11 protein-coding genes are annotated in these 13,614 nt (G+C 66.0%); 4 read left to right on the forward strand and 7 right to left on the reverse strand.

Annotation, left to right across the window (positions count from 1 at the left end):
* Positions 1-7: 7 nt before the first annotated feature.
* The 6 genes from zigA to PVZ77_RS22980 form a co-directional block, all read right to left on the reverse strand.
* Positions 8-1,243, reverse strand: coding sequence for a zinc metallochaperone GTPase ZigA (gene zigA, locus PVZ77_RS22955; protein ID WP_273807135.1), 1,236 nt, complete (start codon positions 1,241-1,243; stop codon positions 8-10).
* A 198-nt stretch (positions 1,244-1,441) separates the two neighbouring features.
* Positions 1,442-2,176 carry an SDR family NAD(P)-dependent oxidoreductase gene (locus PVZ77_RS22960; protein ID WP_273807122.1) on the reverse strand — a complete coding sequence of 245 codons (735 nt, stop codon included), beginning with the start codon at positions 2,174-2,176 and terminating at the stop codon, positions 1,442-1,444.
* A gap of 129 nt (positions 2,177-2,305) precedes the next feature.
* The gene (locus PVZ77_RS22965; protein WP_273807123.1) at positions 2,306-3,277 is read right to left on the reverse strand and encodes a LysR family transcriptional regulator; all 972 of its coding nucleotides are present in this window, start codon (positions 3,275-3,277) and stop codon (positions 2,306-2,308) included.
* A 92-nt stretch (positions 3,278-3,369) separates the two neighbouring features.
* The gene (locus PVZ77_RS22970) at positions 3,370-4,890 is read right to left on the reverse strand and encodes a tripartite tricarboxylate transporter permease (protein ID WP_273807124.1); all 1,521 of its coding nucleotides are present in this window, start codon (positions 4,888-4,890) and stop codon (positions 3,370-3,372) included.
* A complete protein-coding gene (locus PVZ77_RS22975; protein ID WP_273807125.1) occupies positions 4,887-5,405 on the reverse strand; it encodes a tripartite tricarboxylate transporter TctB family protein in 519 nt (172 codons plus the stop codon). Before PVZ77_RS22975 ends, PVZ77_RS22970 begins: the two co-directional genes overlap by 4 nt.
* Before the next feature lie 28 nt (positions 5,406-5,433).
* The gene (locus PVZ77_RS22980; RefSeq protein ID WP_273807126.1) at positions 5,434-6,432 is read right to left on the reverse strand and encodes a tripartite tricarboxylate transporter substrate binding protein; all 999 of its coding nucleotides are present in this window, start codon (positions 6,430-6,432) and stop codon (positions 5,434-5,436) included.
* Positions 6,433-6,724: 292 nt separating this feature from the next.
* Between PVZ77_RS22980 and PVZ77_RS22985 the strand changes: the two genes are divergently transcribed.
* From PVZ77_RS22985 to PVZ77_RS23000, 4 genes are all read left to right on the forward strand, one after another.
* On the forward strand, positions 6,725-8,044 hold the full coding sequence (locus PVZ77_RS22985) for an MFS transporter (RefSeq protein WP_273807127.1): 1,320 nt from the start codon (positions 6,725-6,727) through the stop codon (positions 8,042-8,044).
* Entirely contained in the window at positions 8,037-8,987 is a 951-nt protein-coding gene (locus PVZ77_RS22990) for an amidohydrolase family protein (RefSeq protein WP_273807128.1), read from the forward strand. Before PVZ77_RS22985 ends, PVZ77_RS22990 begins: the two co-directional genes overlap by 8 nt.
* Positions 8,984-9,997 (forward strand): 4-hydroxythreonine-4-phosphate dehydrogenase PdxA, encoded by a 1,014-nt coding sequence (locus PVZ77_RS22995; RefSeq protein ID WP_273807129.1) that lies wholly within the window; start codon positions 8,984-8,986, stop codon positions 9,995-9,997. Before PVZ77_RS22990 ends, PVZ77_RS22995 begins: the two co-directional genes overlap by 4 nt.
* A gap of 92 nt (positions 9,998-10,089) precedes the next feature.
* Entirely contained in the window at positions 10,090-11,265 is a 1,176-nt protein-coding gene (locus PVZ77_RS23000) for an L-rhamnonate dehydratase (protein WP_273807130.1), read from the forward strand.
* A 52-nt stretch (positions 11,266-11,317) separates the two neighbouring features.
* Here the strand turns inward: PVZ77_RS23000 and PVZ77_RS23005 are convergent, their stop codons facing one another.
* Positions 11,318-13,267, reverse strand: coding sequence for a UvrD-helicase domain-containing protein (locus PVZ77_RS23005; protein WP_273807131.1), 1,950 nt, complete (start codon positions 13,265-13,267; stop codon positions 11,318-11,320).
* Positions 13,268-13,614: the final 347 nt, after the last annotated feature.

Genomic DNA, 13,614 nt, shown 5'->3' on the forward strand with positions numbered 1-13,614 from the left:
GTTCGACTCAGTGGGGATCGGCGGCCTGGGGCCAGTCGCTGAAGGGGTTGTGCAGCTTTTCCCATGCGTGGGGGCCGGCGGCGAGCTCGATATCGGTCAACAGGCAGGCGTCCAGCTTGGCGCGCAGGGAAGGTTCGTCCATGTCCATGCCGATGAGCACCAGCTCCTGACGGGCATCGCCGACGCTGGCGTGCCATTTCTCCTTGATCAGGGCGACGGTTTCTTCATCCTCTGGCCACTGCTCGGGGGGGACCGCGGCCCACCAGCGCCCGGCCACGCCATGGCGGGCCACGGCGCCGGCCTGGGACCAGGTGCCGGCGTGGGCGGGATGGCTGGCCAGCCAGAAGTAGCCCTTGGAACGGATCACGCCAGGCCATTCCTGCTCGACCAGGGCGAAGAAGCGCTCGGGATGGAAGGGGCGGCGCGCCTGGTAGACAAAGCTTGAGATGCCGTATTCCTCGGTCTCGGGAGTGTGTTCACCGCGCAGCTCCTGCAGCCAGCCCGGCGCCTGGACAGCTTTATCGAAGTCGAACAGGCCGGTCTGCAGCACCCGCTCCAGGGGCACGGCGCCAAAGCTCGTCAGCTCCAGTCGCGCGCGGGGATTGAGGCTGCGCAGGATGGCCAGCAGGCGATCACGTTCCGCCGCCTCGACCAGGTCCAGCTTGTTCACCACCAGGACGTCGCAGAATTCGATCTGCTCGATGAGCAGGTCGACCACGGTGCGTTCGTCTTCCTCGCCCAGGGATTCGCCGCGGGACTCCAGGAGGTCGCTGGAGGCGTAGTCGCGCAGGAAATTGAAGGCATCCACCACGGTGACCAGGGTATCGAGCTGGGCGACATCGCCGAGGCAGCGCCCGTCTTCGCCGGCGAAGGTAAAGGTCTCGGCCACGGGCAGGGGTTCGGAGATCCCGGTGGATTCGATGACCAACTGATCGAAGCGGCCGTCGCGGGCGAGGCGTTCGACCTCCAGCAGCAGGTCTTCGCGCAGGGTGCAGCAGATGCAGCCGTTGCTCATCTCCACCAGCTTCTCCTCGGTGCGCGACAGCTCGGCGCCGCCGTCGCGGACCAGGGCGGCGTCGATGTTGACCTCGGACATGTCGTTGACGATGACCGCCACCCGCCGGCCTTCGCGATTGTTGAGGATATGGTTGAGCAGGGTGGTCTTGCCGGCGCCGAGAAAGCCGGACAGCACGGTGACAGGGAGTTTCTTGCTGGGGAAGCTGGCTTGGGTCGTCATGGTCATCACGGCTAGGGTGGGTCGTAGGGCGGGGGCATCCCTAGAGCAGGATGTCGGGAAATGAATTTAACGTTATAACATAACCTATATGGTTGGTTAAGGGCGTACGGGTGCCCTGTATGGCGGCCTCTTCGGCTGACCGGGAGGGAGACTCAGGCGGCCCGCCACGAATCCAGGTGGGCCGCCCTCAGCCGCAGGCGCTACCTAGACGTGCTGACCGCCGTTGATATGGATCTCGGCGCCGTTGATGTAGCAGGAGCGTTCGCTGCAGAGGAAGTAGATGGTCTCGGCCACTTCGTCGGGGGTGCCCAGGCGCTTGAGTGGGACCTCGGCTTCCACCAGACCGTCGGTGCCGGGCGAGAGGATGGAGGTGGCGATCTCGCCCGGCGCTATGGCATTGGCGCGGATGCCACGCGGGCCGAATTCATGGGCCAGTTCGCGGGTGAGGGCGGCCAGGCCCGCCTTGGAGGCGGCATAGGCCACGCCAGCGAAGGGATGCACCCGCGAGCCGGCGATGGAGGTGACGTTGACGATGCTGCCTTGCGCCGCTTCCAGCTCCGGCAGCAGGGCACGGGCCAGCAGGGCGGTGGAGACCAGGTTGACGTTGAGCACCTGGGTCCAGGTTTCGGCATCGGAAGCCAGTACGCCAAGGCGACTGCCATCCGCTCCCTTGGGCGAGATCCCCGCGTTGTTGACCAAGGCGTGCAGCTTGCCGCTGGGCAGCCGCTCGCGGACGGTGGCGACCAGGCGATCGATCTGGGAGAGGTCGGCGAGATCGGCCTGGATGTGCGCGTCGCGGGCTTCCGGCCAGGCGCATTCCTCGGAGAACGGCTGGCGGGAGACGGTGAGCAGACGCCAGCCCAGGTTGCGGAACAGCTTGACGGTGGCATGGCCGATCCCGCGACTGGCGCCGGTGAGCAGCATGGTGCGCTGGGTCATGGGCGACCCCGGCAGGCAGCGGGGCGGACGAGGGGCGACAGGACGGGCATGGTAGGTGACTCCGGCGTCTGGCAGGCCGGTTCACTATGCCCAAGCAGGACGGGTGGGGCAATCGACGGGCGTTGCAGGTCAGCCTGGGGTGGCGGCTGAGCCGTCGTCGTGCCGCAGCCGCCCGTGCTCGCTGCGCACCGCCACCATGAAGGTCTGCATGGCCGAGGACTGCACTCGGTGCCGGCGACGGATCAATCCATAGGGCGGCAGCCGCGGCTCGAAGGCGATGGGCAGCACCGCCAGCAGGTGCCGGCCGGGGTAATCGTTGACCACCGACAGCGGGGTGACGCCGAGCATGTCGGTCTGCTGCACCAGCGCCAGCAGGGTCATGATGGAGGTGGTCTCGACGATGCTGCCGGGGATATCGACCCGGGCATCGTGGAAGGCCTGGTTGATGATGGCCCTCATCGGGCTGGGGTGCTGCTGCAGCACCCAGGTGTGCTCCTGCAATTCGCCCCAGGTCAGGTGGGTGGCCTGGGCCAGGGGATTCTGGGCGCCGGCGATCACGCAGAGCACCTCTTCGCCCAGGCTGTCGAACAGCAGTTCCTCGGCGCGGGCGCCGGTGGGGATACGCCCCAGGACCACGTCCAGCTGGTCTTGCAAGAGTGCCTGGACCAGCACGTCGCTGGTATCCACCTGGATCGACATGGACAGTCGCGGATGGCTCTGCTTGAGCGTGGCGATGGTGCGGGTCAGCAACCCCGACGCCAGCGCCGGAATGGCGCCCACCGCGACCCGGCCGAGATTGCCCGATTCCAGCGCGACCAGCTCCTCGCGCATGCCCGAGAGTTCGGCGAAGACCATCCGCGCGTAGTAGATCACCGTCTCGCCAAAGGCCGTGGCGCGCATGCCCCGCGGCAACCGCTCGAACAGCCCGACGCCCAGCAGGCTCTCGATCTCGTGGAGCATCTTGGTGGCGGCCGGCTGGGTCATGCCGATGTCGTCGGCGGCGCGGCGCAGGGAGCCGAATTCCGCCAGTGCCAGCACCAGCCGCAACTGGCGCAGGCGCAGGCGGCTGTGGATGGTATGGGCATCGGGAATGCGCGTCATGCTGGCGGACCTTGGGGCAGGGGAGCCGGCTAGGGTAGCGCATGAGCCAGGGCCTGGCGTCGGTGGGGTGCGTCCGCGCCAGGCCGGGGCGTTCACGAGGGCCGTACCTTGGCCCGCGGCTGGCCCGGGCGCAGGACCTGCAGTCCCCGCGCCAGCAACGGCCAGCAGAGCATCAGCAGCGCCGCGGTGGTCAGACTGCCCACCAGCGGGTTGGACCAGAAGATGCCCAGCTGGCCGTCGGAGAACAGCATCGACTGGCGGAAGGCGTCCTCGGCCTTGTCACCCAGCACCGCCGCCAGCACCAGCGGGGCGATGGGATAGCCGAGCTTCTTGAAGGCATAGCCGAGGATGCCGAAGCCGAGCATCAGCCAGACGTCGAACAGGCTGTTGTGCACCGAATAGGCGCCGATCACGCAGACGGTGAAGATGATGGGCGCGATGATGCAGAAGGGGATGCGCAGGATGGCGGCGAACAGCGGCACCGTCGCCAGCACCACGATCAGACTGACCACATTGCCCAGGTACATGCTGGCGATCAGGCTCCAGACGAAATCGTGCTGTTCGGCGAACAGGGTCGGCCCCGGATGCAGGCCCCAGATCATCAGGCCGCCCAGCATCACTGCGGCGGTGGCGGAGCCGGGAATGCCCAGCGTCAGCATGGGCAGCAGGGCGCTGGTGCCGGCGCTATGGTCGGCGGTCTCCGGGGCGATCACCCCTTCCAGCTCGCCCTTGCCGAAGCCCTCGCGATTCTTCGAGAAGCGCCGGGCCAGGCTGTAGCTCATGAAGGAGGCGGCGGTCGGGCCACCGGGCGTCACCCCCATCCAGCAACCGACCAGGGCGCTGCGCAGCCAGGTCAGCCAGTAGCGCGGCAGCTGCTTCCAGGTGCCGAGCACCGTACGCAGGGTGATGCGCGCCTGCTCGCCGCGAAAGACCAGGCCTTCCTCCACGGTGCAGAGGATCTCGCCGATGCCGAACAGGCCGATCACCGCCACCTCGAAGCTGATGCCCGAGAGCAGCGCCGGCTGGTCGAAGGTCAGGCGCAGATTGCCGGACACCGTATCCATGCCCACCGCCGCCATGGCGAAGCCTATCATCATGGCCGCCACCGTCTTCAGCGGTGGATTCTTGCTCATGCCGATGAAGGTGCAGAAGGCCAGCAGGTAGACGGCGAAGAATTCCGGAGAGCTGAATTCCATGGCGAAGGCGGCGATGCGGCTGGAGAGGAAGGTCAGCAGCAGCACTCCGACCAGGGCGCCCAGCAGCGCCGAGGTGAAGGCCGCGGTCAGGGCTTCGCCGGCACGCCCCTGGCGGGCCAGGGGATAGCCGTCGAAGGTAGTGGCCACCGACGAGGGCTCGCCGGGAATGTTGAACAGGATGGAGGTGATGGAACCGCCGAACAAGGCGCCCCAGTACATGCAGGAGAGCAGGATGATGGCCGAGGTCGGGCTCATGGTGAAGGTCAGCGGCAACAGCAGGGCGACGCCATTGGGCGCGCCCAGGCCGGGCAGCACCCCGACCAGGATGCCCAGCAGCACGCCGATCACCATCAGGGCGAGGTGATGAAAGGACAGGATCAGGCTCATCCCGTGCATCAGGGAATCGAATTCGCTCATGACAGGGTCCTCAGCAGGCGGGCGAGGTCGGCCAGGGGCCCAGCGTCCAACGGGACCTTGAACCAGAGGGCGAAGATCAGGTAGCTGGCCAGGCTGACCCCACCGGCGATGGCGAGGATCTGCAGCACGCCATAGCGCCTTTGTCGCTGGCGATCCCGCGCCATGAACCAGGCGATGAACAGGAAGGCCGTCAGATAAAGGCCGAGCAGGGGCAGGGCGACGACGAAGGCCAGCATCGGCAGGAATACCCGCAGCACCTGAGCGAAGGCGGCGCGCTCGACGAAGGTCGTGCGCAGCGCCTGCCAGCGCCACAGGGTCTGCAGCGCCGTGGCCAGGCTGGCCAGGCTCAGCAGCAGGCCGATGTAGAAAGGGAAGTAGCCCGGCTCGGGGCCGGCATCGCCCCAGCCTATACCCTGCTCCAGACTGCCAATCATCACGATGCCACCGAGCCCGGCGGTAAAGGCCGCCAGGCCCAGTTCCACCCAGCGGGTGGCGATCAGGGAATCTCCGGCCATGGCCGTCTCTCCTGTGTCGATGCGCCGATCAGCGCCTGAGCCAGCCCGCTGCCTCGAACACCGGGGTGACCCGGGCGGTGTCCTGGGCGATGTACTCCTGCAGCGCCTGGCCTTCGAGGAAGGTCGGCACCAGGGCATTGCGCTCGATGTAGGCCTTGAACTCCGGTGTCTGGCTGACCTTGCGCAAGAGCTCCACATAGAAGGTGCGCTGTTCGTCGCTGACGCCGCCTGGCAGCAGCACGGTACGCGGGAAGCGATACTGGTCGATGCCGAGTCCCTGCTCCTTGCAGGTAGGCACGTCGGACCAGGCCTGGGTGTCGGTGACCTTGGCGGTGTAGGCCATGCGCGCCTGGCTGAACACGCACAGTGGCACCACCTGCCCACCACGCCACTGGCTCAGGCTCTCGCTCGGGTTGTTGACATTGGAGGTGATGTGCTTGCCGGCCAGCTGGGTCGCCGCCTCGCTGCCGCTCTTGAAGGGGATATAGGTGAGCTTGGTGCCCTCGGTGCGATTGAGCAGCAGGGTCAGCGTCTGGTCGACGTCCTTGGACTGGCTGCCCCCCATGCGCTTGCCCGCCGGATCCTGCTTGATGGCATCGATGTAGCCACGGGCGTCCTTCCAGGGCGCGTCGGCGTAGCTCCAGAGAATGAAGTCATCCTCGGCGATGGCCGCCACTGGGGTGAGGTCGGCGAGCTGGTAGCCAAGCTTGGCGGTCAGCGGCAGCAGGTAGACGTTGTTGGTGGCGATGACCAGCTTGTCCGCCTCGCCCTTGGCCAGCTTCATCTCCAGGAAGGCCTCGGCGCCATTGCCGCCGCCCTTGTTCATCACCACGGTGCTGGCGTCGAGCAGCTTGTGCTGGGTGATGATCGACTGGATCAGCCGGCCGAGCTGGTCGGTGCCGCCACCGGGCCCGCCGGCGACGACGATTTCCACCTTGCCCTCGGGCTGCCAGGCAGCCTGGGCCACGGGAGCTACCGCCGCGGCCAGGCACAGGGGGAGGGCGGCGAGCAGGGAGATGCTGCGCATGGGACTACCTCTTTCTTGTCGTTGTTTTGGGTGGGCCGAGTGTGCGCAGTCCTGAGCAGGCCTGACCACTCAAAATAAGGCATGCACCGATAGCCTGAGGTTATGTCTCGCGCATCCTCTTGTCCCTAGCCGCATGGCAGAAGGGCTACAGCGATAGGGCACAACTGACCTATATCCTGAGGCTATACACCTATGCGCAGATTTGATTAGACGGTTATCGACCTGCATCCGATAGTCGACTTCGCCAGCCGGCAGCTGAACACCCATAACAAGAATCCTAGGGGTCCACGCCATGCTCTCGACGTCTCGTTCCTCACGCCTTGCCGAGGCCGCCGCGCCCACGGTGCTGCAGGCCTCTCGCGTCCGCTGGCGCATCTTCGCCATCATCTTCGGCCTGACCGTCATCAACCTGGTTGATCGCGTGTCCTTGTCCATCGCCATGCCCACCATCGCCCATGAGTTCCAGCTGACGCCGGCCATCCAGGGCCTGATTCTCAGCAGCTTCTTCTGGGCCTATGCGCTCCTGCAGATTCCCGGTGGCTGGCTGATCGACCGCTACGGCCCGCGCCGCGTCATCGGCTGGTCCACCGGTCTCTGGGGCGTCTTCCAGACCCTCGCCGCCTTCGCCACCGGCGGGCTGTCGCTGATCTTTGCCCGGGTCGCCCTGGGCGCCGCCGAGGCGCCGCTGTTCCCGGCCGGTGGCAAGCTCAACTCCCTCTGGCTGGCCTCCAGCGAACGCGGGCGCGGCGCGGTACTGATGGATTGCGGCGGACCGCTGGGCGTGGCCCTGGGCGGTCTGCTCATCGCCTACCTGATCGCCGTCTTCGGCTCCTGGCGCACCGCCTTCTTCATCGCCGGTATCGCCACCCTGGCCATGGCCTGGCTCGCCTGGCGCTACCTGAGGGACGATCCGGCCGCCCACCCCGGGGTCAATGCCGCCGAGCTCGCGCGTATCAACGAAGGTCGCACCACCTCGATAGCCCAGGCGGCCAAGGCTGGCGCCCGGGGCCTGGGTATCGCCCGCCGCTCCCTGGCTGGCATCCTTATCGGTCGCGCCAGCTGGGCCATGGTCTTCTTCGGCCTGCTGACCTGGGGGCCCAGCTACCTGGCCCAGGCTCGCGGTTTCGACATCAAGGGCATAGGCGCCGCTACCTTCGTCATCTTCCTCTGCGGGGCGGCCGGCTCCCTGGTCGGTGGCTTCCTCTGCGACCTGCTGGTGCGCAAGGGCGTGCGTCGTGGCCTCGCCGCCAAGGGACTGCTGTCCTGCTCCGGCTTGGTGGCCCTGACGGCCTTCCTGCTGCTGCCGCGGCTGACCGATCCCTATGCCGCCGTGGCGCTGCTGTCGCTCACCGCCTTCTTCCTCATGTGGGGCAGCCTCTACTGGAGCTTCCCGGCGCTGCTGGCGGCGCCGGCACGCGTCGGCCTGATCGGTGGGGTGATGAACCTGGCCGGCAGCCTGGGTGGTATCGCCGTGCCCATCCTGGTCGGCCTGCTGCTGCAGCACCTGGGTGGCTACCCGGCGGTGCTGGGCTTCTTCGCCCTCTGCTCCGGCCTGTTCATCCTCGGCACCCTGCTGATCGCCCTGGACACCCAGGAGGCGGCCCATGACTGAGCTCTACAGCGGACCCATCGTGGATGCCCATCACCACTTCTGGGAGCCCGGGCGCAACTTCCACCCCTGGCTGTCCGGTGCGGAAACCATCCCGTTTCGCTATGGCGATTACAGTGCTATCAGGGGCGACTATCTGCCGGATCACTATTTCGCTGACGCGGCGGGCCATGACGTGGTCCAGACCGTCTATGTCGAGACCGAGTGGGATCCCCGCGATCCCCTGGGCGAGACCCGCTACATCCACGACCTGGCGCGCCGCCATGGCGTGCCCAATGCGGTAGTCGCCCAGGCCTGGCTGGATGCCGAAGACGCCGCCGAACTGCTCGCCGCCCAGGCCGCCTTCGAACGGGTGCGCAGTGTGAGACACAAGCCCGGTGGTCCGTCGCGCGCGGAAGAGGTGGGCAGTCAGCGCACCCTGATGAGCGACGACCGCTGGCGCCAGGGCTATGCCGAGTTGCAGCGCCACGGCCTGCACTTCGATCTGCAGACGCCCTGGTGGAACCTCGACGAAGCCTGTCGCCTGGCGCGGGACTTCCCGGCTACCCAGCTGATCCTCAACCACACCGGGCTGCCGTCCGATCGCAGTGCCCAAGGTCTGGCCGCCTGGCGCGCTGCCCTGGTCCGCCTCGCCGAATGGCCCAACGTGGCGCTGAAGATCTCCGGCCTGGGCCTCGCCGGCCAGCCGTGGCGCGCCGAGGACAACGCCTGGATCGTCCGCGAGGCTATTGCCGTCTTCGGTCCCGACCGGGCGATGTTCGCCAGCAACTTTCCCGTCGACCGCCTCTGCGGCAGCTACGACACCATCATCGGCGGCTTCAAGCGTCTGGTGGCCGACCTGCAACTCACGGCGCAGCGCCAGCTCTTCCACGACACCGCCCAACGCCTGTATCGCCCGGTGACCGACGTCATCCGCCTGGACACCTACCTGAGGACTTCCGCATGAGCAACTTCCCGCTTCCCCGCCTGGCCCTGGTGCTGGGCGACCCGGCCGGCATCGGTCCCGAACTGATCGCCCGCCTGCTGGCCGATCCCGAGGTGCGCAGTCGCGCCCGCATGGTGCTGATTGCCGACGAGGAAGAGGCCCGCGCCGGCATGCGCATCGCCGGTTGCGAATACCCCTGTCGCCGCATCGACGACTTGGATGCCCTGGATTTCCAGGGCGACATACCCCTGCTGTATCCCTACCGCGGCGCCGCCGAGGGCGCCTTCCCGCGCAGTGAGGCCAGCGCCGTCGGTGGCCGCTACAGTCTGGACACCCTGGCCGTCGCCCTCGACCTGACCCGGGCCGGCCACACCGACGCCATCCTCTTCGGTCCGCTGAACAAGACCTCCCTGCACCTGGCGGGCATGGGCCATAACGACGAGCTGCACTGGTTCGCCGAGCACCTGGGCTACCAGGGGCCGTTCTGCGAATTCAACGTGCTCGACGATCTCTGGACCTCGCGGGTGACCTCCCACGTCGCGCTAAAGGACGTCCCCGGCCTGCTCAGCCAGGAGCGGGTGATCGAAGCCATCCAGCTGATCGACAACGAACTCAAACGCAGCGGCCTGGCTCGCCCGCGCATCGGTGTCTGCGGCCTCAATCCCCACAATGGCGACAACGGCAGCTTCGGCCGCGAGGAGCTCGACCTCATCGGCCCGGCCGTGGAGCGCGCCAAGGCGCTGGGCATCGCCGCCGGCGGCCCCTATCCGGCGGACACCATCTTTCTCAAGGTCCAGGGCGATAACCGCGCCTTCGATGCCGTGGTGACCATGTACCACGACCAGGGCCAGATCGCGATCAAGCTGATGGGCTTTTCCCGCGGGGTGACCGTGCAGGGTGGCCTGCCCATTCCCATCGCCACGCCCGCCCACGGCACCGCCTTCGACATCGCCGGCCAGGGCCGCGCCAACGTCGGCGCGACCCGCCAGGCCTTCGAGATCGCCTGCCGCCTGGGCGCGTCCCGCCGCTGATCGCTACCGAGGCGCCCAGGCGCTTCCCGAATCCGCCGAACCGGCTCGTGGAGCCGGCCGGCCTGACTCATGCTCGAAAAAAGGAAAGTCCGATGAAAATCACCAGCGTCCGCACCCGCGTCTTCGAATGGAAAGGCAAGGTCGTCCCGCCCCAGGCGCACTTCTGCACCAATGCCACCGACATCCTCTATGAACGTGGCGACGCCATGGGCTCGTTTCGCTTCCACGGCTGGCTGGTGGTGGAGATCGAGACCGACAGCGGTCTGGTCGGCCTGGGCAACTGCGCCCTGGCGCCGCGGGTGGCCAAGGAGATCATCGACCTGTACCTGACCCCCATCGTCATGGGCCAGGATCCCTTCGACAACGAATACCTCTGGCAGAAGATGTACCGCCGCACCCACGCCTGGGGCCGCAAGGGCATCGGCATGGCCGCCATCTCCGCCGTCGACCTGGCGCTCTGGGATCTGATGGGCAAGGCGGTAAACAAGCCGGTGTTCAAGCTGCTGGGCGGTCGCACCAAGGAAAAGATTCCCTGCTACGCCTCCAAGCTCTACGCCAACGACAATCTGGACCTGTTCCTGGAAGAAGCCCAGGGCTATCTCAACCAGGGCTTCGACGCCCTCAAGATGAGATTCGGCTACGGGCCCAAGGACGGCCCCGCCGGCATGCGGCGCAACCTCGACCAGGTGCGCGCCCTGCGCGAGCTGGCCGGTCCCGACGTCGACATCATGCTGGAGTGCTACATGGGCTGGACCCTGGAATACGCCCGGCGCATGCTGCCCAAACTGGCCGAATTCGAACCGCGCTGGCTGGAAGAGCCGGTCATCGCTGATGACATCGAAGGCTACGTCGAACTCAAGAAGATGGGCATCATGCCCATCTCCGGCGGCGAGCACGAATTTACCTCCTACGGCTTCAAGGACCTGCTCGAGCGCCGCGCCGTGGACGTCATCCAGTACGACACCAACCGTGTCGGCGGCATCACCGCCGCGCGCAAGATCAACGCCCTGGCCGAAGCCTGGTCAGTGCCGGTCATCCCCCATGCCGGGCAGATGCACAACTACCACCTGACCATGGCCAGCACCGCTTCGCCCATGGCCGAGTTCTTCCCGGTATTCGACGTGGAGGTGGGCAACGAACTCTTCTACTACGTCTTCAAGGGCGAACCCCAGCCGGTCGGCGGCTACCTGCAACTGGACGACGACAAGCCCGGCCTGGGCCTGGAACTGTCAGAAGAACATCTCAAGGACTTCGATGTGATCGAGTAGCGGTCGTCTCACGTTCCCGAGGCGGGTGACAGCACCCGCCGCGCTACCTAGCTCAGCCCGCCAATATCGCCGCCGCCCCCCGTGGCTGTCGGGTGTACCACAGCACCCGGCTGACCCCACGGGTCACCGCCACATAGCTCAGGCGCAGGGCTTCGTCGGCCATGGCCGCGTCATAGCTCTGCTGGAAATGCCCGCTGGCGGCATAGAGGGCATTGCGTAGCGGATGGGGCTGCTGGGGCTGACCGTCGTCTAGCACGATCGCCACCTCGGCCTGCAGGCCCTTGGCTCGGTGAATGGTGCAGGTCCGCACTCCGGGCTGACGGCCCAGCTGCTCGTTGATGGCTTTCAAGGGCGCGTTCAGACGACTCATCACCATGACCGCGCAGCGCTCCGGCCGCTCTCGTTCCGCTGCATAAGTCCGTTGTGCCTCGATCTCGCCCAGCAACGAAGCCAACTGGCGCGTGATATCGAATTGCGGTACGACCTTGACCCCGTGCCCCTGGTCATCCGCCACGCGGAAGGCCAGGGTTTTCTTGGGCTGCTTGTGGCGTACCTGCGTCAGAATGCGTTCACCGTCAGCCACGATGTCCGGTGAAGAACGGTAGTTGGTCCCCAGCATCAGCGTCTGGCTGGGCGTCTGGCCTGGAAACCAGCGATCGAAATGAATGAACAGCTCCGGCGAGCTGCCCCGCCAGCCATAGATGGATTGCCAGTCGTCACCGATAGCCATCAGTGAAGGTGCGGCCTTCTCTTCGGCGAGTCTGCGCTGGACCTGCTGCAGCCAGAGGGCGATCTGCGGCGAGATGTCCTGGAATTCATCGATCAGCAAGTGGGTAAAGGGTTGCAGGCGAGCAATCAGGACGCGACTGGGTTTCTTGTCCAGGCGATCCGTCAGCACGGCAAAGGCCGTATTGAAGGTGATCAGCCGTTGTTCCTTCAGCAACTTGCCGAACTGTCGCCAGAACTGCTGCATGGCCTCCAGAAAGATCCGGTCCTGCGTCGAGCACTTCAGCTGGCTGCTCTTTATGGAGCCGATCCGCAGCCCCAGGGTCTCGGCGAATGAGGCCTGGCCATAGAAGAGATCGGGCAGTGGTTGCGGTTGGCGTTCGCCATTGAGGACGAAGGGCTGCAAGGGTGGTGCGCCGGGTGGCTCTTCCTCATTGGGCGCCGTCAGTTCCAGCAACAGATGAACCCGACGACGAAAGCCGGCGTCCTCACGGTAGCAGTTCTCGTAGGCCTGTATCAGGAGCTGCCGTTGGCCCTCGTTCAGGGTGGCGCCAGCCAGCATGCCGTTATCCGGCTCATCCTCACCTTTCGATTGAGTGGACAACTGCTCGAACCACTGCGTCGCCCTCAGCTCTGAGCGCGTCAGTTGTGCCAGGGCCGAGTGAAAGGTCCTTACCAGTTCGCGTGCCGCCTCGTCATCCAGCGGAGCCTCCCAGAAGGCCAGGACGCGTCTGAGCTGCGCGCGCAACTCTTCGCAGGAAGCCTTGGTAAAGGAGATGACGGTCAGTTGCTCACGCGGGATCTCGAGGTGGCACAGCATGAACACCACTCGCAGTACCAGCGTGGTGGTCTTGCCCGAACCGGCACCCGCGAAGATTCGCGTCGCCGGGGCACGTGCCAGGATCATCTTCCACTGTTCCGGCGACGGTGGCTGGATGATGCCCTGAGCAACGGCCTGCTCGACACGCATCTTCATCCGCTGCTCCTGAGCGCGCTTCACCGTGAAGGCGGGACCATAGAGGGCGGTAGGGGAGGGGGCAGCCGGGGCAACCGGAGAGGGCTGGGCAGTCGATTGCTCACTCTTCGCACCCTCGCTGGCGGCCTTCGGCTTGGCCTGGCGCTTGGTGGCCTGGGCCGGCTCTGCCCTCTTGCGGCTGCCTGGCTTGGTTTCTCCCTTAATAGGTGGCTCTCCTTTAAGAAAGAGCGTGGTGCGGGGAAACCAATCGCCAAGCGTATTCCTCAGCTGTTGTCGGTAGCGAGCCAGGATGGAAGTCATGCAGTCCTCGAAACATCGTCTGCCCGCATCTTACCTTGCACAGGTGACAGCTCGCCCTCTGCTGGTCTTTTTGCTCCCTGCCGAAACTTTCTCGAAATAACCTGTTGACCTGCTCTGAAACTCCCCTATAATGCGCCCCACTTCCGGCGCAGATGCTGAAGGGGCTTGAAAATCAAGCACTTAGGTCTGAGTCGGGCGAGGGGTCCACGGATTCATCGCCATTCGGTCTCTACCTCAGGGTGATGACGAAATGAAGTGGAGGGGGTTGACAGCGTCTTGGGATGCTGTAGGATTCGCCTCCCGCTGCCGAGATTGGCTAGACCCGTCAGGCAAGCGCAAGTGGTTGA

It is taken from the genome of Pseudomonas sp. SHLD1 (genome assembly GCF_028640935.1).
GTDB classification, from domain to species: Bacteria; Pseudomonadota; Gammaproteobacteria; order Pseudomonadales; family Pseudomonadaceae; genus Chryseomonas; species Chryseomonas aestiva.

Coding starts and splice junctions, on each gene's coding strand:
- PVZ77_RS22985 (WP_273807127.1), top strand. CDS start 6,725: ATGCTCTCGACGTCTCGTTCCTCACGCCTTGCCGAGGCCGCCGCGCCC.
- PVZ77_RS22995 (WP_273807129.1), top strand. CDS start 8,984: ATGAGCAACTTCCCGCTTCCCCGCCTGGCCCTGGTGCTGGGCGACCCG.
- PVZ77_RS22975 (WP_273807125.1), bottom strand. CDS start 5,405: ATGGCCGGAGATTCCCTGATCGCCACCCGCTGGGTGGAACTGGGCCTG.
- PVZ77_RS23000 (WP_273807130.1), top strand. CDS start 10,090: ATGAAAATCACCAGCGTCCGCACCCGCGTCTTCGAATGGAAAGGCAAG.
- PVZ77_RS22970 (WP_273807124.1), bottom strand. CDS start 4,890: ATGAGCGAATTCGATTCCCTGATGCACGGGATGAGCCTGATCCTGTCC.
- PVZ77_RS23005 (WP_273807131.1), bottom strand. CDS start 13,267: ATGACTTCCATCCTGGCTCGCTACCGACAACAGCTGAGGAATACGCTT.
- zigA (WP_273807135.1), bottom strand. CDS start 1,243: ATGACCATGACGACCCAAGCCAGCTTCCCCAGCAAGAAACTCCCTGTC.
- PVZ77_RS22965 (WP_273807123.1), bottom strand. CDS start 3,277: ATGACGCGCATTCCCGATGCCCATACCATCCACAGCCGCCTGCGCCTG.
- PVZ77_RS22980 (WP_273807126.1), bottom strand. CDS start 6,432: ATGCGCAGCATCTCCCTGCTCGCCGCCCTCCCCCTGTGCCTGGCCGCG.
- PVZ77_RS22960 (WP_273807122.1), bottom strand. CDS start 2,176: ATGACCCAGCGCACCATGCTGCTCACCGGCGCCAGTCGCGGGATCGGC.
- PVZ77_RS22990 (WP_273807128.1), top strand. CDS start 8,037: ATGACTGAGCTCTACAGCGGACCCATCGTGGATGCCCATCACCACTTC.